Annotated in this window: 19 protein-coding genes and 1 pseudogene; 13 read left to right on the forward strand and 7 right to left on the reverse strand. The window is 70.7% G+C overall.

What is annotated here, in order from left to right; translation table 11 throughout:
• Positions 1–26: 26 nt before the first annotated feature.
• From ACWD4O_RS41380 to ACWD4O_RS41390, 3 genes are read right to left on the reverse strand one after another with little or no spacing between them, the layout of a single operon-like run.
• A complete protein-coding gene (locus ACWD4O_RS41380) occupies positions 27–716 on the reverse strand; it encodes an ABC transporter permease (RefSeq protein ID WP_451288203.1) in 690 nt (229 codons plus the stop codon).
• The gene (locus ACWD4O_RS41385) at positions 713–1,378 is read right to left on the reverse strand and encodes an ABC transporter permease (RefSeq protein WP_351916836.1); all 666 of its coding nucleotides are present in this window, start codon (positions 1,376–1,378) and stop codon (positions 713–715) included. Before ACWD4O_RS41385 ends, ACWD4O_RS41380 begins: the two co-directional genes overlap by 4 nt.
• The gene (locus ACWD4O_RS41390; protein WP_451288204.1) at positions 1,375–2,550 is read right to left on the reverse strand and encodes an ATP-binding cassette domain-containing protein; all 1,176 of its coding nucleotides are present in this window, start codon (positions 2,548–2,550) and stop codon (positions 1,375–1,377) included. The genes ACWD4O_RS41385 and ACWD4O_RS41390 overlap by 4 nt, the downstream gene beginning before the upstream one ends.
• Before the next feature lie 137 nt (positions 2,551–2,687).
• Between ACWD4O_RS41390 and ACWD4O_RS41395 the strand changes: the two genes are divergently transcribed.
• The 6 genes from ACWD4O_RS41395 to ACWD4O_RS41420 all read left to right on the forward strand — a co-directional run bounded on the left by ACWD4O_RS41395 (position 2,688) and on the right by ACWD4O_RS41420 (position 11,120).
• Positions 2,688–3,689, forward strand: a complete 1,002-nt coding sequence (locus ACWD4O_RS41395; protein WP_451288205.1) for an ornithine cyclodeaminase family protein — start codon at positions 2,688–2,690, stop codon at positions 3,687–3,689.
• The gene (locus ACWD4O_RS41400; RefSeq protein WP_451288206.1) at positions 3,686–5,212 is read left to right on the forward strand and encodes an HAL/PAL/TAL family ammonia-lyase; all 1,527 of its coding nucleotides are present in this window, start codon (positions 3,686–3,688) and stop codon (positions 5,210–5,212) included. Before ACWD4O_RS41395 ends, ACWD4O_RS41400 begins: the two co-directional genes overlap by 4 nt.
• Complete coding sequence (locus tag ACWD4O_RS41405; protein ID WP_451288207.1) at positions 5,209–6,123, forward strand: amidohydrolase family protein; 915 nt, start codon at positions 5,209–5,211, stop codon at positions 6,121–6,123. Before ACWD4O_RS41400 ends, ACWD4O_RS41405 begins: the two co-directional genes overlap by 4 nt.
• Positions 6,124–6,237: 114 nt before the next feature.
• A complete protein-coding gene (locus ACWD4O_RS41410; protein WP_354775551.1) occupies positions 6,238–6,321 on the forward strand; it encodes a putative leader peptide in 84 nt (27 codons plus the stop codon).
• 147 nt (positions 6,322–6,468) lie between these two features.
• Complete coding sequence (locus ACWD4O_RS41415) at positions 6,469–7,743, forward strand: sulfite oxidase (RefSeq protein WP_451288208.1); 1,275 nt, start codon at positions 6,469–6,471, stop codon at positions 7,741–7,743.
• 167 nt (positions 7,744–7,910) lie between these two features.
• Positions 7,911–11,120 carry a glycosyl hydrolase family 95 catalytic domain-containing protein gene (locus tag ACWD4O_RS41420; protein ID WP_451288209.1) on the forward strand — a complete coding sequence of 1,070 codons (3,210 nt, stop codon included), beginning with the start codon at positions 7,911–7,913 and terminating at the stop codon, positions 11,118–11,120.
• A 142-nt stretch (positions 11,121–11,262) separates the two neighbouring features.
• On the opposite strand, the gene ACWD4O_RS41425 is transcribed toward ACWD4O_RS41420, so the two are convergent.
• Positions 11,263–11,997 (reverse strand): hypothetical protein, encoded by a 735-nt coding sequence (locus tag ACWD4O_RS41425; protein ID WP_451288210.1) that lies wholly within the window; start codon positions 11,995–11,997, stop codon positions 11,263–11,265.
• Positions 11,998–12,069: 72 nt separating this feature from the next.
• On the reverse strand, positions 12,070–12,921 hold the full coding sequence (locus ACWD4O_RS41430) for a MerR family transcriptional regulator (RefSeq protein WP_451288211.1): 852 nt from the start codon (positions 12,919–12,921) through the stop codon (positions 12,070–12,072).
• A gap of 123 nt (positions 12,922–13,044) precedes the next feature.
• Here ACWD4O_RS41430 and ACWD4O_RS41435 point away from each other — a divergent pair.
• A pseudogene (locus ACWD4O_RS41435) lies at positions 13,045–13,215 on the forward strand (uroporphyrinogen-III synthase); the annotation flags it as partial.
• Here ACWD4O_RS41435 and ACWD4O_RS41440 read toward each other — a convergent pair.
• Positions 13,197–14,051 (reverse strand): alpha/beta fold hydrolase, encoded by an 855-nt coding sequence (locus ACWD4O_RS41440; RefSeq protein ID WP_451288212.1) that lies wholly within the window; start codon positions 14,049–14,051, stop codon positions 13,197–13,199. The pseudogene ACWD4O_RS41435 and the gene ACWD4O_RS41440 overlap by 19 nt on opposite strands.
• Before the next feature lie 392 nt (positions 14,052–14,443).
• On the opposite strand from ACWD4O_RS41440, the gene ACWD4O_RS41445 reads away from it, so the two are divergent.
• The 6 genes from ACWD4O_RS41445 to ACWD4O_RS41470 all read left to right on the forward strand — a co-directional run bounded on the left by ACWD4O_RS41445 (position 14,444) and on the right by ACWD4O_RS41470 (position 19,758).
• Entirely contained in the window at positions 14,444–15,073 is a 630-nt protein-coding gene (locus ACWD4O_RS41445; RefSeq protein ID WP_451288213.1) for a TetR/AcrR family transcriptional regulator, read from the forward strand.
• Positions 15,074–15,244: 171 nt separating this feature from the next.
• Positions 15,245–16,465, forward strand: coding sequence for an acyl-CoA dehydrogenase family protein (locus ACWD4O_RS41450; RefSeq protein ID WP_451288214.1), 1,221 nt, complete (start codon positions 15,245–15,247; stop codon positions 16,463–16,465).
• The gene (locus ACWD4O_RS41455; protein ID WP_451288215.1) at positions 16,462–17,271 is read left to right on the forward strand and encodes an SDR family oxidoreductase; all 810 of its coding nucleotides are present in this window, start codon (positions 16,462–16,464) and stop codon (positions 17,269–17,271) included. The genes ACWD4O_RS41450 and ACWD4O_RS41455 overlap by 4 nt, the downstream gene beginning before the upstream one ends.
• Positions 17,268–18,029 carry an SDR family oxidoreductase gene (locus ACWD4O_RS41460; RefSeq protein ID WP_451288216.1) on the forward strand — a complete coding sequence of 254 codons (762 nt, stop codon included), beginning with the start codon at positions 17,268–17,270 and terminating at the stop codon, positions 18,027–18,029. Before ACWD4O_RS41455 ends, ACWD4O_RS41460 begins: the two co-directional genes overlap by 4 nt.
• Positions 18,026–19,093: a phosphotransferase family protein gene (locus ACWD4O_RS41465; protein ID WP_451288217.1), complete on the forward strand. Its 1,068-nt coding sequence runs from the start codon at positions 18,026–18,028 to the stop codon at positions 19,091–19,093. The genes ACWD4O_RS41460 and ACWD4O_RS41465 overlap by 4 nt, the downstream gene beginning before the upstream one ends.
• Positions 19,094–19,110: 17 nt before the next feature.
• Positions 19,111–19,758 (forward strand): histidine phosphatase family protein, encoded by a 648-nt coding sequence (locus tag ACWD4O_RS41470; protein WP_451288218.1) that lies wholly within the window; start codon positions 19,111–19,113, stop codon positions 19,756–19,758.
• Between the two features lie 320 nt (positions 19,759–20,078).
• On the opposite strand, the gene ACWD4O_RS41475 is transcribed toward ACWD4O_RS41470, so the two are convergent.
• Positions 20,079–20,990, reverse strand: a complete 912-nt coding sequence (locus tag ACWD4O_RS41475) for a LysR family transcriptional regulator (RefSeq protein ID WP_451288219.1) — start codon at positions 20,988–20,990, stop codon at positions 20,079–20,081.
• Positions 20,991–21,172: the final 182 nt, after the last annotated feature.

Below are 21,172 nucleotides of genomic sequence, written 5' to 3' on the forward strand. Positions count from 1 at the left end.
TCGGAAGAACTCGGGCTCGGAAGGACTCAGGATTTGGACGCCGACACCCGCAGGCCCGGCGAGACGACGACGCGCCGCAGCGCGGTGAAGACGATCTGGACGACGAGCGCCAGGAGGACGACGACGGCGGAGCCGCCGATGACGAGCTGGTAGTCGTTGCGGGAGAGCCCGTCGACGATGAAGCGGCCCAGGCCGCCGAGGCCGGGGTAGGCCGCGACGGTCGCGGTGGCCACGACCTGGATCGCGGCGATCCTGAGGCCGAGGAGGATCAGCGGCAGTGCCATCGGCACCTCCACCCGTACCAGGACCTCCCACTCGGTCATGCCGACCCCGCGGGCCGCGTCCCGGGTGGCGGGGTCCACGCCCCGGACGCCCTCGAAGGTGTTGATGAGGATCGGCGGGACCGCGAGCGCGACCAGGGCCACCAGCACCGGCGTGGTGCTCAGTCCGGCGAGCGTGACGACGAGGACCACCAGGCCGAAGGTGGGGATGGCCCGCGCGAGATTGGCGACGCTGGCGACGGCGAACGCGCCGCGCCCGGTGTGCCCGACGAGCAGCCCGAACGTCAGCCCGATGAGGGCGGCGAAGAGCAGCGACACACCGCTGTAGGTGAGGTGTTCCAGGAGCCGGTGGGGAATGCCGTCGTCGCCGTGCCACTGTTGCGAGGCGGCCAGCCATTCCCCCACGAGCCGGACCTGGTTGAGGAAATCGTTCATGACGACGTCACCTTGCTCCGGGACCACGGGGTGAGCAGTCGCTGCGCGAGGACCAGCAGGGCGTCCGTGGTGAGCGCGAGCAGCATGATCAGCGCGATCGCGGTCACGATCGGGGTCGGGAAGTCGAGCTGGAGGCCCCGGGTGATGTAGTAGCCGAGGCCGCCCTGTCCGATCAGCTGGCCCACGGCGACCAGGCTGATGGAGGAGACGGCGGCGACGCGTACACCGGCTATGACGACGGGTACGGCTATCGGCAGTTCGACCTGGACGACCCGGCGGACCGTGCCGAATCCCAGCGCGGTGGCCGCCTGCCGGACCGGTTCGGGGACCGAGGCGAGGCCGTCCACGACGTTGGGCACCAGAACCGACAGTGTGTACAGCGTCAGCGGGATCATCACCGTGCGTTCGGTCAGCCCCGTGTAACGCACGAAGATCATGAACAGGGCCAGCGACGGTATGGAGTACAGGATGTTGGTCACGGTCAGCACCGGCGGGTACAGCCAGCGCCAGCGATGACACGCGATCCCCAGCGGCACCGAGATGATCAGCCCGAACAGCACCGGCAGCAGGCCCAGTCGCAGATGCACGCCGGTGTAGTCGGCCAGCTCGCCGGCGTGATCGCCGATCCACTGCCACCTGACCAGCGGCTCACCGTCTCTCATCGGTCATCACCGTCGGCCTTCGCGTCGTTGGCCGTCGCGCTGTCCGTCTCTGCGCCGTCCGGCGTGACGGCCGCCGGCTCGGCGACCTCGGCGGCCGTCACGGCGGACAGCTCATGGGCGTCCGCGACGCCGACGACCGCGCCGTCCGCGTCGACCCCCACCGCGAGCCGGGCGGGCGACAGGAGGGCGGAGTCTAGGGCGGCCCGTGCCGAGTCGTCGACGAGGCTGAACGTGTGGCCGAGGGGGGCCAGCGGTGCATCCGCCAGCGTGCCGCTCTCGGGCAGCTTGTCGGCCGCGGCCCAGCCGAGCGGTCGTCGGTCGTCGTCCACGACGAGTAGCCAGGCCTCGCCGGCCGCCCGGGCCTGGGCGACGGGAGCGGTGGCCGTCAGGACCGGACCGTGGCGCAGCGGCACCTCGGCGGCCTTGACGAAGGACAGCCGGCGGATGCCCCGGTCCTGCCCCACGAACCCGGCCACGAACGCGTCGGCCGGGTGGGCCAGCAGCCGCTCGGGGGTGTCGAACTGGGCGAGCTTTCCGCCGGTCCGGAACACCGCGATGTTGTCGCCGAGTTTGATCGCTTCGTCGATGTCATGGGTGACGAACACGATCGTCTTGTGCAGCTCCTTCTGCAGCCGGATGAACTCCGCCTGCAGCTCCGCCCGGACGATCGGGTCGACCGCGCTGAACGGCTCGTCCATCAGCAGCACGGGCGGGTCGGCGCCCAGCGCTCTGGCCACCCCGACGCGCTGCTGCTGCCCGCCGGAGAGCTGGTTCGGGTAGCGCTTGGCCATCTCCGGCGGCAGCCCCACCAGTTCCAGCAGCTCGGCCGCCCGGGCCCGCGCCTTCTTCCGGCTCCAGCCGAGGAGCAGCGGGACGGTGGCTATGTTGTCGAGGATGGTGCGGTGCGGGAACAGCCCCGCGTGCTGGATCACGTACCCGATGCCCCGGCGCAGCTCGGGGGCGTGGACCTCACGGATGTCCCGGCCGCGCAGGCTCACCGTCCCGGCGGTCGGGTCGACCATGCGGTTGATCATGCGCAGGGTCGTGGTCTTGCCGCAGCCGGAGGGGCCGACCAGGACCGTGATCCCGCCCTCGGCGAGCTCCAGGGAAAGTTCGTCCACGGCCGTGGTGCCGTTCGGATAGTTTTTGCTCACCGCGTCAAACCTGATCAAGGTTGCCCCTTACCCCGACTGCATATGGTCATGCAGAGTCGCGGGTGAGTGAATGACAGTCAATGGCTGCCTGTAAACGGCGTATTACGTTCGTACGAAATCAGTAATCCACCAGTTCAGACGTAGGGAGACAGCCCATGGAACCTGTCTGGTTCACCTTCCTCAACGGCGCGGACATAGAGCGGCTCGAACTGACGGACACCGAGATACTCGACGCCGTCGAGGACGGGCTGCGTGCCCAGGGCCTCGGCCAGACGGTGATCGAACCGCGCGTCCACCTCATGCCCGATCCCGCGTTCAACGGCCACTTCAACGTCCTGCGCGGCTACGTCGCTCCGCTGGCGCTGGCCGGAGTCAAGATCGTGGGCGACTACGTCGACAACCACCAGGCCGGGCTGCCCTCCGAGATGGCCCTGCTCAACCTCTTCGACCCGCGCAGTGGCATGCCGGTGGCCGTGCTCGACGCCACCGCCATCACGGAGATGCGCACCGGGGCCCTGACCGCGCTCGGCGCCCGTCACCTGGCCCGCCCGGACGCCAAGGTGCTCGGGCACATCGGCGCCCGCGCCACGTCGTACTGGAACGTCCGGCTGCTCGACCGGATCTTCGATCTGTCCGAGATCCGCGTCCACTCGCGCCGCCCCGAGAGCCGCGAGGCCTTCGCCGGGCGGCTGGCGGAGGAACTCGGCAAGCCCGTCGTCGTGACCGAGGACTGGCAGAGCTGTGTGGAAGGCGCGGACATCGTGGTGGAGGCGTCCCGGCTGCGGCGGCCGGAGCCGCTGCTGAGGACCGAGTGGATCTCCCCGGGGGCGCTGGTCGTGCCCTACGGGACGAACAGTGCCGTCGAGCTCACCCTCACGGACATCATGGACAAGATCGTCGTCGACGACTGGGGCCAGGCGCACGCCGGGCCGTTCGGCGCCCTGCGCACACACGTCGACTCCGGCAGGCTCAACAAGGCCAATCTGCACGGTGAGTTGGGGGAGATAGTCGCCGGCGCCAAGCCCGGCCGGGAGAGCGCCGACGAGACGATCCTGTTCTGGCACCGCGGCCTCTCCCTCTCCGACATCGCCCTGGGCGCCGCCATGCTCAAGAAGGCCGCAGAACGCGGCCTCGGCCAGAGGCTGCGATTCGCATGACCGAGGTCGTCATCGACGGGAGGACGCTGTCCTACGACGACGTCGTCGCCGTCGCCCACCACGGGACCCGGGTCGAACTGGCGGCAGAGGTGCTCCCGCGGCTGGCGCACGAGCGCGCCGCGGTGGACGACGTCGTCGACCGCCAGGTGCCGACCTACGGACTGACGACGGGGCTGGGCGCCCGCTCCTCGTACGCACTGCCGCGCGACGAGCTCGAGGTGTTCAGCGTCCGCACCGTCCGGGGGCGGGCCAACGCGGTCGGCGATCCGCTGCCGGTCCCCGTCGTGCGCGCCGCCGTCCTCGCCCGCGCGAACGGCCTCGCGGGCGGCGGCAGCGGAGTGCAGCCGGAGATCCTGACGCTGCTCGTGGCCCTGCTCAACGCGCGGGTGCACCCCGTGATACCCGAGGTGGGGTCGATCGGCGCCGCCGATCTGGTCCAGATGGCCCATGTCGGCCTGGTCGTCATCGGCGAGGGCAGCGCCGAGCTCGCCGGCGAGGTGCTCGACGGCGCCACCGCACTGCGCCGGGCCGGTCTGGCCCCGGCCCGACCGGGCCCGAAGGACGGGCACGTGCTGTGCAGCGCCAGCCCGCTGGCGGCCGGTCAGGGCGCGCTCGCCCTGCACGAGGCAGCCGCCGTCCTCACCCTGGCCCAGGCGGTCACGGCCCTGACCTACGAGGGCTTCCGGGCCAACACGAGCCCGCTCGACGCGCGGGTGCTGGGACTGCGGCCCGCCCCCGGGCAGTCCCGGGCGGCGGGCGAACTGCTCGCCCTCCTGGACGGCGGTGAACTGGGCGATCCCCGCAACGCCCGGCGGGTCCAGGACCCCGTCAGCCTGCGCTGCACGGCTCAGGTCCACGGGGCCCTGCACACCGCGCTGGACTTCGCCGACGCGGCACTCCGGCCGGAGCTCAACGGCTGCGGCGACAACCCGGTGGTCCTGGGCGACACCGGCGAGATCCTCTCGTCCGGGAACTTCCACACCCCGGCCCTCGCCCTCGCCCTCGACACCCTCGCGCTGGCCCTCACACAGACCGCGTTGATCTCCGCCGAGCGCATGAGACGGCTGCTGGACCCGGCCGTCAGCGGACTGCCCGCGAACCTCTCGCCGTACGGTCCGGAACGCTCGGGCTTCGCCCCCCTGGCCAAGACGGCACAGGCGCTCGTCGCCGAGATCCGCATGCTGTCCGTACCGGTGAGCACCGACCCCCGCCATGGCGCGCACGCCGTCGAGGACGACTCGACCAACGCGGCCCTCGGCGCACGGCGGTTGACCACGATCCTCGTGCGGCTGCGGCAGTTGCTCGCCGTGGAGTGCGTGGTCGCCGCACAGGCGGTGGATCTGGCGGCCCCGCCCGCGCTGGGACGGGGGCCGCAGTTCCTGCACAGCGCGATCCGGAAGATCGTGCCCCGCCTGGACGACGACCGGGCCTGCGGGGCGGACGTGGAGTCGGTGAGCCGCGCCGTCCTGGGCTCGGACGAGATCCGGGGCGCCCTGCGCGCCCTGGCGGGAGGACCGGCATGACCGACGTCGACGTGCACCAGCATCTGTGGACCCCCTCGCTGGTGACGGCCCTGCGATCGCGCCGCGAGCCGCCGTTCCTGGACGGCTGGACCCTGTTCCTGGACGGTGAGCCGCCCTACGAGATACCTCCCGCCGACCACGACATCGCGCGACGTACGGAACTCGCCGTCGCCGACGGACTCGGCCGGGCGCTCGTCTCCCTGTCCGCCCCGATCGGCGTCGAGTGGCTGCCCGCCGCCGAGGCCCGGCCCCTGCTCGACGCGTACCACGACGGCGCGGCCGAGCTGCCCGAACCGTTCGGGGCCTGGGCCGCCGCCTGCGTACGGGACATCGACGCGAACGCGACGGCCAGGCAGCTGGACCGGGGGTTCGTCGGCCTCCAGCTTCCGGCCAACGCCCTTGCCGACGCGGCGGGTTACACGCGCTGTGCCCCGCTGCTCGATCTGCTCGAAGAGCGCGGACTCCCGCTGTTCGTCCACCCCGGGCCCGCACCGGGAGGCTCCGGAGCGCCAGGTTCCGAGGGGCCCGGATGGTGGCCCGCGATGGTGCCCTACGTCCAGCAGATGCACTCCGCCTGGTTCGCCTTCCAGGCCTTCGGCCGACCCCGCCATCCGCGTCTGCGAGTGTGCTTCGCGCTGCTGGCCGGGCTCGCCCCGCTGCACGGGGAGCGTCTCGCCGCCCGGGGCGGACCGGGGGAGAAGACCGATCCGGACGTGTTCGTCGAGACGTCCTCGTACGGTCCGACCGCAGTCGAAGCGGTCGTCCGCGCCCTGGGTCTGGACGCTGTCGTCCAAGGCTCGGACCGGCCCTACGCGACGCCCCCACGCGGCCCCGGCTTCGGCCTGGGCGCAGCCGCGGCGTACGCCTTCCGCAGCGCCAACCCACGGCGGCTGCTCACCGGAAAGGAGTGACTCCCAGGCCGAGTTCCGCCGCCCGCCCGGGCGACTCGACCCGCCCCTGTCCGGCCCACCGCCATGGGGCATGGCTCCGTTGACACCCTCCGCCCCACGTGCTTGCATCCCGCCATGCCGTTGTCGGAGCCTCTGACCCGTCGCCGCGCCGTGGACCTCGTCCGGGTGGCCGCCGCGCTGTGTCGGACGACCGGCTGATCGCGCGCCTTCTCGCGTCTCTGTCAACAGCCCTGCTGGACAAGCCACTTGTGCGTGCGGGCCGCACCCGTCCCATGGACGTCCGTGCCCTGGCCCGCGCCCACCGCTCTCGTGCACCTCCCTCCCCCCCCATGACGAGGACACGCCATGCCTTCCTCCACCCCCGCCGGTCACCCCTGCGAAACCGACTACGACCGCCGCAGGCTGCGTCAGTGGCTCGCCGGTGAGGCCAGGGCCGACGGGGTCACCCGCCGTCGGCTGCTCACCCTGCTCGCCGCGACCGCCGCCGGGACCGCACTCGGCGGCACTCGGCCCGCCCACGCCGCCGCCGGGCCGATCGTCAAGCCCCTGCCGCCCGAGTGGTTCATCGCGCGCGGCACCAACGCCGAGACCCGCTGGGAGGCGCTGCGCGGAACCGGTCACCACACCCCCAACGAGCTGTTCTTCGTGCGCAACCACACGGCCACCCCCGTACTGGAAGCCGACGACTGGCGGCTGCGGCTGTGGGGGAGCGGGCTGCGCGGCGCCCCCGGCGAGGACCGGCCGGTGGAGTTCGGCTACGACGACCTGCTGGCCCTGCCGGCCGTCACCCGTACCGCCTTCGTCGAGTGCGCCGGGAACGGGCGCTCCTACTACACGACCCAGCAGGGCGAGACGGTCACCGGCACCGCGTGGACCCTGGGGGCGATCGGCGTCGCACGCTGGCGCGGGGTGCGCCTCGCGGACGTGCTGCGCAGGGCCGGGCTGTCCCGGAACGCCGTGGACGTGCAGCCGCGGGGCCTGGACGCCGAGTACGTCAGCGGCGGCGAGAGCCTGGGCCGCGTCCGCCGTCCGCTGCCGCTGGCCAAGGCGCTGGACGACGTACTGCTGGCGTATGAGATGAACGGCGAGCCGCTTCCGTACGACCACGGGTATCCGGTGCGGGTGTTGGTGCCCTCGTGGGTGGGGATCGCCTCGATCAAGTGGGTCGGCGACATCGAGGTGTCCGCGCAGCCGCTCTACTCGCCCTGGAACACCACCTTCTACCGTCTGTTCGGCTCCTCCTACCCGGCGGGCGGCAGCGCACCGCTCACCCGGCAGACCACGAAGAGCGCCTTCGAGCTGGCGAGCGGGGCCACGTTCGCGGCGGGGCAGCGGCATGTACTGCACGGACGGTCGTGGTCGGGCGCGGGCGCCGTCGCCCGGGTCGACGTCAGCACCGACGGCGGTGCGAACTGGCGGCCCGCCCGTCTGCACGACCGGCCCCGCGCCGGCACCTGGACCCGCTGGTCCCTCGGATGGCGGCCCGACGCACCCGGCGCCACCCACCTGCTGGCCCGCGCCACGGACACGGCCGGCCGCACTCAGCCGGCCACCGCCGTGCCGAACACGCAGGGGTACCTCTTCGACGCGGTCGTACGGCATCCGGTGAGCGTGGTGTGACGGACCGCCGGCCTGGCCGGGTCCTGACGGCCGCCGCCAGGGCCGGTGGTTCCCGCCTCTAGACATCCGATCTCTTCTCCGGCCAAGATGATCGTGCCCTCGATGGACGTCGATGTGGCGGTCATATCCCCGTGAAAGAGCCGATGAATAGGCCGGGAGATCTCACTGTGATCAATGACTCTCAACCGCAGCGACGGAGCATCCTCAAGTTCGGCGGTGCCCTCGCCTTCGCACCTTTGATCACTCAGCTGACCGGCGGCGTCCCCACGGGACAGGCCGTTGCCGCAGGGACCGACACGCCGACGGCCGCCCAGTGGCCGACTCTGTCCCGCAAGGCCCTCAAGTATCGCGTCCCCGCGGCGGACTGGCAGTCCCAGGCCCTGCCGATCGGCAACGGCAGACTCGGCGCCATGCTCTTCGCCGATCCCCACGAGGAGCGCATCCAGTTCAACGAACAGAGCCTGTGGGGCGGGGTCAACAACTACGACAACGCCCTCGCCGGCAAACCGGACAGCGATTTCGACACCGGCATGACGGGCTTCGGCTCGTACCGGAACTTCGGCGACATGGTCGTCACCTTCGCTCCCCGCGCGAGCCCGAAGATCACGGCCCCGGGCGGACCGTACAGCAGCTCCTCGGCGGAAGGCGTCGAGAAGACGTACGACGGTGAATCGAGCACCAAGTGGTGCATCGACGGGCCCGGTTCGAAGGTGCAGTGGCAGGTCGAGCTCCCCGACCCCGTCGCGGTCGCCTCCTACCGTCTGACCAGCGCCAACGACGTGCCGCAGCGCGACCCGCAGGAGTGGACGCTCTCCGGTTCCGCCGACGGCGCCACCTGGACCACACTGGACAGCCGCACTCTGGACGCGCCCTTCGAGAGCCGTTTCCAGACGAAGGAGTTCAGCTGTGCCGACGCGGCGGCCTACCGCTTCTACCGGTTCGACTTCGTCCCCAAGGCGGGCGTCAGCCACTTCCAGGTGAGCGAGATCGGCCTGTCCGGCATCGACCTCGGCGGGGGCGGTTCGATGTACCTGTCGTCGCCGAGCGGGCACTCCAAGGGATCCGGCAGCGGCTCCAAGTCCCAGGCCACGGACATCTCCAGTTCGGTGGACCGCGATCCGGCCACCGTCTGGCGGGTCGACGCCGACGCACCCGCGGTCGTCTGGCAGGCCGACCTGCCCCGCGCGGCCGCAGTCACCTCGTACGAGCTGACGGCAGCTCCGGACCGTCCGCGGGACGACCCCGGGCGATGGACGCTCCAGGCGTCGCAGGACGGGCAGGCCTGGACGACCCTCGACACGCAGAACCCCGGAGCGCCCTTCGCCGGCCGCGGCGAGAGACGGACCTACCCGATCGCCAACACCACGGCCTACCGCGTCTACCGGCTGACCCTGACCCCCGGCGAGTCCGCCAGAGGCTTCCAGATCGCGGAGATCGCGCTGGAAGGCAGAGGCTTCGACACGCGCACGCAGCGCACGGTCGTCGACTACCAGCGCAGCCTCGACTTCGTGAAGGGCGTCCACACCACCCGCTTCGGCGCCCCCGGACGGCGCGTCCTGCGCGAGGCCTTCGCCGGCCGGTCCGCGGACGTCATGGTCTTCCGGTACACGGCGGACGGCGCCCGGGAACTGTCCGGAGCGATCTCACTGACGTCCGCACAGGACGACGCCCCGACGACCGTCGACGCCGGCGCCGGGCTGATCGCCTTCAACGGTGTCATGGGCAACGGACTGAAGCACGCCTGCACGGTCCGGGCCGTGCACACCGACGGCGACCTCCGCGCCGACGGATCGCTGCTCCGGTTCAGCGGCTGCACGACCCTGACCCTGTTCCTCGACGCCCGCACCGACTACAAGCTCGACGCCGCCGCCGGATGGCGCGGAGCCGCTCCGCAACCGATCGTCGCCAGAACGCTCGACAAGGCGGTCGCCCGGCCCTACGGCAAGCTGCGCGACGAGCACACCGCCGAGGTGCGCGCCCTCATGAACCGCGTCTCGGTCGCCTGGGGCACGTCCGACGCCGCCGTCGTCGCGCTGCCGACCGACGCCCGGCTGGCGCGCTACGCGGCGGGCCGTCAGGACCCGACCCTCGAGCAGACCATGTTCGACTACGGCCGCTACCTGCTGATCAGCTCCTCCCGCCCCAACGGCCTGCCCGCCAACCTCCAGGGCCTGTGGAACGACAGCAACCAGCCGGCCTGGGCCTCCGACTACCACACCAACATCAACGTCCAGATGAACTACTGGGGAGCCGAGACGACGAACCTGCCGGAGAGCCATGAGGCACTCGTCCGGTTCATCGAGCAGGTGGCGGTGCCCAGCCGGGTGGCGACCCGCAACGCCTTCGGCGAGGACACCCGCGGCTGGACCGCCCGCACCAGCCAGAGCATCTTCGGCGGCAACTCGTGGGAATGGAACACCGTCGCGAGCGCCTGGTACGCCCAACACCTGTACGAGCACTGGGCGTTCACCCAGGACCTGAACTACCTCCGCACCGTCGCCTACCCGATGATCAAGGAGATCTGCGAGTTCTGGGAGGACCATCTCAAGGAACGCGAGGACGGACTCCTCGTCGCGCCGAACGGCTGGTCCCCCGAACACGGGCCGCGCGAGGACGGCGTCATGTACGACCAGCAGATCATCTGGGACCTCTTCCAGAACTACCTCGACTGCGCGGCCGCGCTCAAGGCGGATCCCGCCTACCGGGCCAAGGTCACGCACCTGCAGGCGCGCCTGGCGCCGAACAAGATCGGCCGGTGGGGCCAACTGCAGGAGTGGCAGGAGGACATCGACAGCCCCACCGACATCCACCGTCACACCTCGCACCTCTTCGCGGTCTACCCGGGCCGCCAGATCACCCCGAAGACACCCGACTTCGCGGCCGCCGCCCTCGTCTCGCTCAAGGCGCGGTGCGGCGAGAAGGACGGCGTCCCGTTCACCGCCGCGACGGTGTCGGGCGACAGCCGCCGCTCCTGGACCTGGCCCTGGCGGGCGGCTCTCTTCGCCCGCCTCGGCGACGGGCATCGCGCCCAGATCATGCTGCGCGGACTGCTGACCTACAACACGCTGCCCAACATGTTCGGCAACCACCCGCCCTTCCAGATGGACGGCAACTTCGGCATCACGGGCGCCGTGGCGGAGATGCTCCTGCAAAGCCACGACGGCGTCATCCACCTCCTGCCCGCCCTGCCGGACGAATGGAAGGGCAAGGGCTCCTTCACCGGGCTGCGCGCCCGCGGCGGCTACGAGGTCGACTGCGCGTGGCGGGACGGGAAGGTCACGTCCTACCGAATCGTCGCCGACCGCGCACGGAACCGGGGGAACGTCACCGTGCGGGTGAACGGCGTCGACAAGAAGACGAAACCGGCCAAGCCCTGACGGCGGCAGCAGCGGACCCATCATCCGTCGGCCATGGGTTCGAGTCCCACCCGCCCGTCTCCCACGGCTTGCGGGTGCCCGCCCGGTGCCCCGTCACGCTTCCCCTCTCGTATCGGCGAGGAGAACGCAGACTGACGGATGGTCATTCCGTGGGACCCGTGGCGTGGGACTGCCCTTCCAGTGTGAACCAAGGTCCGCGGTCCAGGCGGTCCAGTACGACCTCGCGGGCGTCGGGGTGGGCGACCCGGTCGGCGAGGCACTGGGCGCGGGCTTTGAGTTCCCTCGCGTCCGGGGCGCCGGTGGCGGCGGCCGTCCGGGCCCGGATCTCGGTGGCGAAGGCCCGGTCCCAGTCGGTGAAGGCCTCCGGGTGCTCGGCGATCAACTCCGCGTAGCGCGGGGCATGGTGGGCGGCGACCTGGGGGCGGCCGATGGCCAGGGCAGTTTGGGCAATGGTGTATTCGCCGCGGCCGTGGTTGGCCGGGGTACCCGCCTCCAGCCAGTGGTAGCACGCCGCGTAGGCCTGGTAGAGGGCGCGGTCCTGCTCGGCGCGCGGGGTGGCGGGGGTGAGATCGAAGAGCAGGTCCCCGAGTGCGTTGTTGAGCTCGACGGCGAACCACCGGTGCAGATCGCGTTCGCGCGGTTGGCGGTTGCCGAACGCGGAGACCACGTCCTGCCAGCGGGCGAAGCCGTGTTCGCGGGCGATGACATGCTGCGCGTCGTGTATGGAGAAATGGACCGGGTCCACCGGGCCGGTCCTGGCCGCGCGCTCGGCGGCGCCGGGCTTACCGCCCCGGACGGCCAGGCGCAGGTCCTTGGCCTGGTTGCGCAACTGCCCCAGGTCGGCCTGGACGGGAAGGGCGGGGGCGGTGCTGGTCACGGCGCTGTTCCTCCAGGTCACCTGTGGCGGTCCGAGCGGGTCGGTGGTTGGGCGGGTCGGTGGTTGGGCGGGTCACCAGAAGCGCGGTTGGGCGGGGATGGCCTCCAGGTCGGTGAGGACAAGTTCGCGGTCCTCGTCCTGGACGATGTCCTCGGCCGCGGCCAAGGCCTGCTCGGTCCAGGCGCGGGCCTGCTCCTTGTCGCCGGCCACCGCGTGGGCGCGGGCCAGGGACTCGTAGGCGTAGGCCAGGTCCCAGTCCCCGATGCCGTGCGCCTGGCAGATCTCCAGGCCGCGCCGGGCGTGGTGCAGGGCGGGCTCGGCCCGGCCCAGCACGCAGTAGACCCGCGAGCACTGCCACTCGCCGCGGCTGAGATTCACCGGGGCGCCCACCTGGCCCCAGTGGTAGCGCGAGGCGTGTGCCATGTGCAGCATCCGGTCGTCGTCCTCGACGCTGCGGCTCTCCTGCTCCAGCAACCGCCACACCCCGTTGAACAGATCCACGGCCACCTGCCGCTCGTCGCCTGCGGCGCCCTCGGTCCTTTGCTGCGGGTCCTGGTCGGTCATCGCCGCTGTGACTCCGTCCTCGATCAGATGGTCTGTTCGGTGGAGATCGCCGCGGACCCGGTCCAGGCGTGCCTGGAGCCGTCGCCGGTGCTGGATCAGGACCTGCTGGACCGCGGCCTCGTCGTCCGGCTTGGCCAGGCACGCACGGACCTGCTCCAGCGGGACGTCGACCGAGCGCAGGGCCTGCACCAGCCGCGCATGGGCAACCTGCTCGGGTCCGTAGAAGCGGTAGCCCGTGTCGGGGTCGACCACGGCAGGTGCCAGTAGTCCCACTCGGTCGTAGTGCCGCAGCGCCTTCGCGGTCAGGCCGACACGGCGTGCCAGCTGACCGACCGTGATCAGATCAGGTCCATCCACCATGTCCTGAACCTAGAACCTTGCCCCGCGGGAACCTCAAACACAGCACCCACAACTCCCCCGCAACCTCGCCGAGCAGCTGACCCGGCAGGGCCACAGAATCTGCGCGGACACCACTGAGACGGTCCTGCCGGCCAGTCCACGGCCGAGGTGCTCGACCGGCTCCTGGAGGAGGGCGTCGACGGGCGTCGGGTCGCCGTCCAGCTGCACGGCGAGCCGCTGCCGGGGTCCGTGGAGTCGCTCGGGGCAACCGGCGCGGAGGTGGTCGGGGTGCCCGGCTACCGGTGGATATCGCCGGTGGCCTCCCTCTGGTCAGCGCCGCCGCCGGCCAGAAAATCCCGGATCAGCACGGTCACAGCGACCGGCTGTTCGAGGGTGCTGCTGTGGCCGGAGCCGGGTAGCACCTCCAGGCGGGCCCCTGTGACACCGGCCGCGATGCGCTCCGCCCTGGCCGGCGGTGTGGCGATGTCGTCGGCGCCGACGATGACGAGTGTGGGCACCCGGATGTGAGCGAGTTCGTCGTGGACGGAGGCGCGGTCGGCGACGCCGAGCACCGCCTTACGGATCCCCGAGCGGTCGCAGCGCCGCAGTCGTCGGACCCACTCCTCGAGCACGGGCCGGCTCGTCGGGGTTGCCAGGAAAGTGGGTCCGAACATCAGGGACCGCACCTTCTTCAGGACTGGTCCGGCTCCGGTCAACCGGTAGACGGAGGCCAGCAACCGGTACTGCCCGACATGGGCGGGATCCTCTGCGTCCGCGCTGGTGTCGAGCAGGGTGAGCGAGCGCAGCAGGTCACCGTGGCGGGCGGCGATGCGTTGTCCGACGAAGCCGCCCATGGACAGGCCGACATAGTGGACCGGCCCGATGCCGAGCCCGCTGATCAGGGCGACGGCGTCAGCGGTGAGGGTGTCCATGTCGTAGCCGGACCGGGTTGCCGGGGTGTCGCCCTGGCCCCTCCAGTCCAGGGTGACGCATCGGTACTGCTCCCGGAGAGCGGCCACCTGCGGATGAAACATCCACCCGCTGAACAGGAGCCCGTGACCGAACACGACGACCGGTGCGTCGGGTCTTCCGGGAGGCGCCCCGGTGTCGGTGTAGGCGATCAACGCTCCGTTGACGTCGAGAGTGGGCATGTGTGCGGCTCCTCCATGCTCGGCTGAGGCTTCTCTGGGCTGCTCGGCGCGGGCGGCGGTGTCGCGTTCCGCGTACACGGGGAGGGGTGTCCAGGCCCTCGCGACAGGATGCTCGCGGCCTTCCCGGCGGCGCGGGAGCGGGGTACGCAGCCGGGCGCCGTGTGCGCGGCATCGGTGGGGTGCCGGTGTGCGGCAACCGGCAACCGGGCGGTGCCTTCCGCGGATGAGTGCAGAGCATAGACATCGGTTGAGCAATGCTCAATAGGTTCGGGCGAGAGGGTTGCAGAGGGTCATAGAGGGTTGCCCCTCGCGCGGCTGGGCGGGCCATGCCCCGCCCCAGGCGGCCCACGGTCTTTGTTGTCGAGCATCGCTCAACAAGCTAGGGTCCGGACATGACTGCCAAGTCCGCACAGCCCCGCGTGCGACTGAAGCCCGAGGAACGTCGAGGGCAGCTGATCAACATCGGTCTGCGCCTGCTGGTGACCCGCCCCATCCACGAGATGTCGATCGACGAGGTGGCCGCCGAGGCGGGCATCTCGCGCGGGCTGCTCTTCCACTACTTCCCGACGAAGCGGGACTACTACGTCGCGGTCGTCCAGGCGGCCGGACGTCGGCTGTTGCTGCACGCCAAGGCCCCGGAAGAGGGGTTGCCGGCTGAGCGGGTGCGGGGGATCGTGGACGGCTTCGTGTCGTTCGTGCAGCGCCGCAAGGGCAACTATGTGGCCCTGGTGCGGGCCGGTGCGGGCGGTGACGAACTGGTCCTGGAGGTCTTCTCCGACATCCGCCGCGTCCTGGTCGACCGCGTTCTGGAGGCGGCGGGAGTGACCGCCGAGACGCCGCTGTTGCGGCTGGCCGTGCGGGGTTGGCTGGCCATGGCCGAGGAAGTGGCCCTTGAGGCCACCGAGGAGGTGGTCGCCGCGGCCGACCTCGTCGACCTGCTCGTGGGCAGCCTGGAGCGGGTCCTGGAGCAGTTCGCCCATGCTCGTCACCCGGCCGGCTCGCCCGCTGAGCCCGACCGCTGAGGCGCCCTCCACCGCGGCGGGCAGGGTGATCGGCACCGCACGACCATCTATTGAGCATTGCTTGATAGTGGTCTAGCTTCATTACTGAGCATTGCTCGATAAGCCCCGGATCCCGGGACCGTTCCCTGGCGAGGCGGTTGTCGTCGCCCACCGTCAGCAGATTGGAAGCACATGGACTTCGCACACTCGGCGCAGGCACGCGAGTACGTCGAGCGCGTCGGTGCCTTTCTGGAGTCGGAGATCCTGCCGCGTGAGCAGGAGTACTTCGCCGCTCTGCGCACCCAGGAGGACCGCTGGGCCGTCCCTCCGGTGATCGGCGAACTCAAGGAGAAGGCTCGGGGCGCGGGTCTGTGGAACCTGTTCCTACCCGACAGCACCTACGGCGCGGGCCTGACCAACGCCGAGTACGCACCGCTGGCCGAGCTGATGGGCCGTTCCTTCATCGCGCCCGAGATCTTCAACTGCAACGCGCCGGACACCGGCAATACCGAGGTGCTCCTGCACTACGGCAGCGACGAACAGCGCCGCCGCTGGATGGAGCCGCTGCTGCGCGGCGAGATCCGCTCGGCCTTCTGCATGACCGAGCCCGCGGTGGCCTCCTCCGACGCGGCCAACATGGCCGCCACCGCCGTGGTCGACGGCGACACAGTCGTCCTCAACGGGCGCAAGTGGTGGAGCACCGGGATCGGCCACCCCGACTGCCGGTTCGTGATCTTCATGGGGCTGACCGACCCGGAGGCACCCCGGCACGCCCGGCATTCCATGGTCTTGGTGCCCCTCGACACCCCCGGCGTGCGCATCGAGCGGATGCTGCCGGTGTACGGCTACCTCGACGAGCCCTACGGTCATGGCGAGGTCTCCTTCACCGACGTCCGGCTGCCCCTCGACGCGGTCATCGCCGGACCCGGCCGCGGCTTCGAGATCGCCCAGGGCAGGCTCGGCCCCGGCCGCATCCATCACTGCATGCGGCTCATCGGGCTCGCCGAGCGCGCCCTCGAACTGGCCTGCCGACGCGCCCTGTCCCGTACCGCCTTCGGTAAGCCCCTCGCCAACCTGGGCGGCAACCGTGAGCGCATCGCCCGAGCCAGGATCGCGATCAACCAGGCCAGGCTCCAGGTCCTGCACGCCGCCTGGCTGCTGGACACCGTCGGAGCCGCAGGCGCGATCAGCGAGTTGTCGCAAGTGAAGGCGGCCGTCCCCACGATCGCCTGCGAAGTGATCGACATGGCGATCCAGCTCCATGGCGGCGCGGGGCTGTCCGACGACTACCCACTCGCGGCATCCATGGCCACCGCGCGCTCCCTGCGCGTGGCCGACGGCCCCGACGAGGTGCATCTCGGCGTCGTGGCCCGTGCCGAACTCGCCCGTCACCGCGTCCGGGAGACGGCATGAGCAAGCGCGTCCTGATCACGGGCGGGGCCTCCGGACTGGGCCGGGCCCTGGCCGAGCGGTACGCGGCCGCCGGGCATCGCGTACTGATCGCGGACCTGACCGAGCCGGCCGAACCCCTCTCCGGTGCCGCCGACTTCATCCGCCTCGACGTGCGCGTGCACAACGACTGGCAGCGGGCACTGGACCGGTGCGAGACCCGGTGGGGCGGACTCGACCTACTGGTGAACAACGCAGGCGTGGCTGCGGCCGGGCGGATCGAGCGACTCCAGGCCGCCGACTGGGACTGGATCCTCGACATCAACCTCAAGGGAACCGTCCAGGGTTGCCGCACCTTCGTCCCGCTGTTCAAAAGGCAGAGGAGCGGACACATCGTCAACATCGCCTCGATGGCAGGGCTGTTGAACCTGCCGGGCATGGCCTCGTACAACGTCTCCAAGGCCGCCGTGGTCTCCCTCTCCGAGACCCTGCGCCAGGAACTTGCCCCCTACGGCATCCGCACCACCGTGGTGTGCCCGGGCTTCGTCCGCACCAACCTCGGTGCGGGACTGCGCAGTCCGGACCCCGTACTGGCCAAGCTCGCCGACCGTATGATCCAGGCCGGCCGACTGACCGCGGACGACGTGGCCGAGCAGGTCGTCGCCGCGGTCGCCCGGGGACGCTTCCTCGTCCTCACCCACCCCGAGGGCCGACGCGCCGTACGCCTGAAGCGGTTCCTGCCCCGGGTGGTGGACGGCCAGATCGCCAAGGCGTGGCGGCGCACCGCGGGCAAGCTCGACGCACAGGACCGACAGGAGGCGACGACATGACCATCAGACGGAAGACCCTCATCACCGGGGCGAGTTCGGGGCTCGGCGAGGGCATGGCCCGCGCGTTCGCCGCCCGCGGCCGCGATCTGGCGCTGTGCGCCCGCCGCACCGACCGCCTCGACGCCCTGCGCGCGGAACTGCTCGCCGCCCACCCCGGCATCCAGGTCGTCGTACGCGCACTCGACGTGAACGACCATGACCAGGTCTTCGAGGTCTTCCGGGCCTTCCGCACCGACCTGGGCGGCCTGGACCGGGTGATCGTCAACGCCGGTCTCGGCAAGGGGCAGCCGATCGGCACCGGCCGGTTCGACGCCAACCTCGCCACCGCGCAGACCAACTTCACCGCCGCGCTGGCCCAGTGCGAGGCGGCCATGGAGGTCTTCCGCGACCAGCGGGCCGGCCACCTCGTGGTCGTCTCGTCGATGAGCGCGATGCGCGGACTGCCGCGCAACCTCACCACGTACGCGGCCACCAAGGCCGGTGTCTCCGCGCTCGCCGAGGGCATCCGCGCCGAGATGACCGCGACCCGCACACCGATCGCCGTCACCACCCTCCACCCCGGCTACATCGCCACCGACCTGAGCGCGGGTGCCACGAGGACCCCGCTGATGACCTCCGCCGAGAAGGGAGTCCGGGCCATGGTGAGGGCCATCGAACGCGAAGGCGGCGAGGCGAAGGTCCCGGCCTGGCCCTGGGTTCCGATCGGATTCCTGATGCGACACCTGCCCCTGCGACTCGTGACCAAGGCGAGCCGATGAACGACAAGAACCAGAGAGCGGTCCGCACCGAGGACGCCTTCGACGTCCACCGCGTGCACACCTGGATGACGGAGAAGGTGGACGGACTCCCGGGCCGCCCGCCCGAGGTCACCCAGTTCACCGGCGGCGCGTCGAACCTGACGTACCTCCTGCGCTACCCCGAGAGCGGTACGGAGCTGATCCTGCGCCGCCCGCCCAGCGGCCACAAGGCGTCCTCCGCGCACGACATGGCCCGCGAGTACCGGGTGCAGCGGGCGCTGAAGCCGGCCTTCCCGTACGTTCCCACCGTCCGGGCGCTGTGCCAGGACCCGTCCGTCATCGGCGGCGACTTCTACGTCATGGACAAGGTGCCCGGACTCATCCTCCGAGGACGCCTTCCCGAGGGCATGACCCTGCCACCCGCCAAGGCCAGGGCACTCTCGGAAGCCTTCGTCGACACCCTCACCGACCTGCACCGGGTCGACCCCGCTGCCGCCGGACTGGCCGACCTCGGCAAGGGCACCGGCTACGTCCGCCGCCAGGTCGAGGGCTGGACCCGCCGCTACGAACGGGCCCGCACCTGGAACACACCCAGCTTCCGCCGCGTGACGGCCTGGCTCGCCGACAACCAGCCCGAGGACGCGGCCACCTGCGTCATCCACAACGACTGGCGCCTCGACAACCTCGTCCTCGACGAGCGCGACCTGCATGTCACCGGGGTTCTGGACTGGGAGATGGCCACCCTCGGCGATCCGCTGATGGACCTCGGCAGCGCCCTCGCCTACTGGGTGCAGGCCGACGACGACCGCATGGCGCGCGCCACCCGCCGCCAGCCCAGCCACCTGCCCGGCATGCTCACCCGCGCCGAGATCGTCGAACGCTACGGCGACCGGATGGGTCTGTCCACCGACGACTGGCCCTTCTACGAGGTCTTCGGCCTGTTCCGGCTCGCGGTGATCGCCCAGCAGATCTACTACCGCTACCACCACAAGCAGACGACCAATCCGGCCTTCCGCCGTCTGTGGATCGCCGTCAACTACCTTGACCGGCGTTGCCGTTCCACCATCCGCCGCACCGGCCACTGAGAGACGGGAACACCCGTATGCCGCTCATCTGCCTCGTCCGTCATGGCCAGGCGTCCTTCGGGGCGCGGGACTACGACGTCCTGTCCGACCTCGGCCGTGACCAGGCGACGGCCATCGGCCGGGAACTGGCCCGCCGCGGACTGCGTGACCCGCACCTCGTGTCCGGAACCCTCGCCCGTCAGCACGACACGGCCCGACTCCTCGCGCACGCAGCCGGATTCACCGAGCCCCTGCGCCAGGACGCACGCTGGAACGAGTACGACCACCTCACCCTCCTGTCCCGCTACCCGGACCCGCCCTCGGACTCCCGCGCCGTCCAGGAACTGCTCGACCGCGCTCTTCAGGCATGGATCGAGGACCCCGACGAGATCGGCGAGCCCAGTTGGTCCGACTTCGTGACCGGTGCCACCGATGCACTGACCGAACTGTCCACGACACTGCAACAGGGCCGCGACGCGGTCGTCGTCACCTCCGGAGGCGTCCTCGCAGCGCTCTGCGGAGCCCTGCTGTCCCTGCCGCCCGTCGGCGTCGTCGCCCTCAACCGGGTCACGGTCAACGCCGCCATCACCACCCTCGTCGTCGGCGGCTCCGGGACCAGCCTCCTCACCTTCAACGACCACGCCCACTTCACCGGCGACCGGCGCGGACTGCTCACCTACCGCTGAGCCCCGGGCCGTCGATGCCTCTGATCGCCCCCGATCGTGAGCCGGTCCCGCCCGGCCGGCCCCGGACTGGCGTCGGTCACCGCCGGGAGTGGAGGTGTCTCGCCCGAATTGATCGACAATGCCTTTGATGAATTCAACGAGATCATGATTTTCATCATTCCAGAAGCGGCCGCGCGACGATATCGATTCTCACTGTGCGCCGACCTCGCCTCCGTCCCCGAGCTCAATGCCTTCGAAATTGCTGCGGGCGTGTGCCCCTGTTGGCGCTGTTGTCGTCAGGCGGACTGGTGGACTGGTGGACTGGCGGGCTGGCGGACTGCTCAACCGTGCTTTGAAGCGGCTTCGCCTCCAAGCTGCCACATTTCATAGTTTCCACATTCTGCCGTGATCTCGGCCGTCGCCCGAGCGGCGGTGATGAAGTCATCGACCACTGGCGAGGTGTGCGATGCCGCCACCGCGAGGCACACCTGGTCGGGCGCCAGATCCGGAATGGGCACATAGGTGATGTTCGGATGTGAGTAGAACACGGTCGCCGAACGGGCCAGGAACGAGATGCCCCGGCCGGCCGCGACATGCTCGAGCGTTTCGTCCACCCCGCGCACCAGGTACCCGGCGTTGGGGTGCGGGCGCCTGGTGGGCTGCGTGCTCGGGTCGGCATGCCAGACCAGCGGTTCGCCGGCCAGGTCTGCCTCGGTGACCTCCTCCTTGCCGGCCAACCGGTGGCCGGCGGGCAGCACCGCCACCCGCGGCTCGGTGTACAGCGGGGTGACGTGCAGGCCGGCCTCGTCGATGGGCAGCCGCACATAGCCGACGTCGATACGGCCGTCGAGCAGCATCGGGGCCTGGTCGTCCCCTTCGATCCGTTGCACGTCCACGACCACGTCCGGGTGCCGGGCCTCGAACGCCCGCGCCGCCGGAATGACGGGGATGCCGGCCCGGAAACCGACCATCAGCCGCCGGCTGCCGCGGGCGGCCACGGACACCCTGCGGCGGACCGCGTGCGCGGAGGCGAGCAGCGGACCGGCGTCGGCCAGCAGTTGTCGGCCCGCGTCGGTCAGCGCTACGCCGTGGCGATCCCTGGTGAACAGCGAGGCGCCGAGATCCTGCTCGAGCGCGCGGATCTGCCGGCTGAGCACCGGCTGCGCGATATGCAGCTCATCGGCGGCGCGGCCGAAGTGCAACCGGTCGGCCACGGCGGCGAAGTAACGCAATTTGCGCAGATCCAGATCCATGGCGCCTCCCGGTTCGGTGATGCCTTCAGGGTATCACCGCGGCTAAAAGAAGTCTTGGACACCCACTCGGGCCAATGGCAACCTGAACAGGTGCCTATCGGGGCCGAAGTGAATTCGGCACAAGAATTCGACATCGGACCTTGATGGCAGGGTCCAGGCCCAGAATAGGCACGCTTTTTCGG

The organism is Streptomyces sp. NPDC002623, from assembly GCF_053592635.1.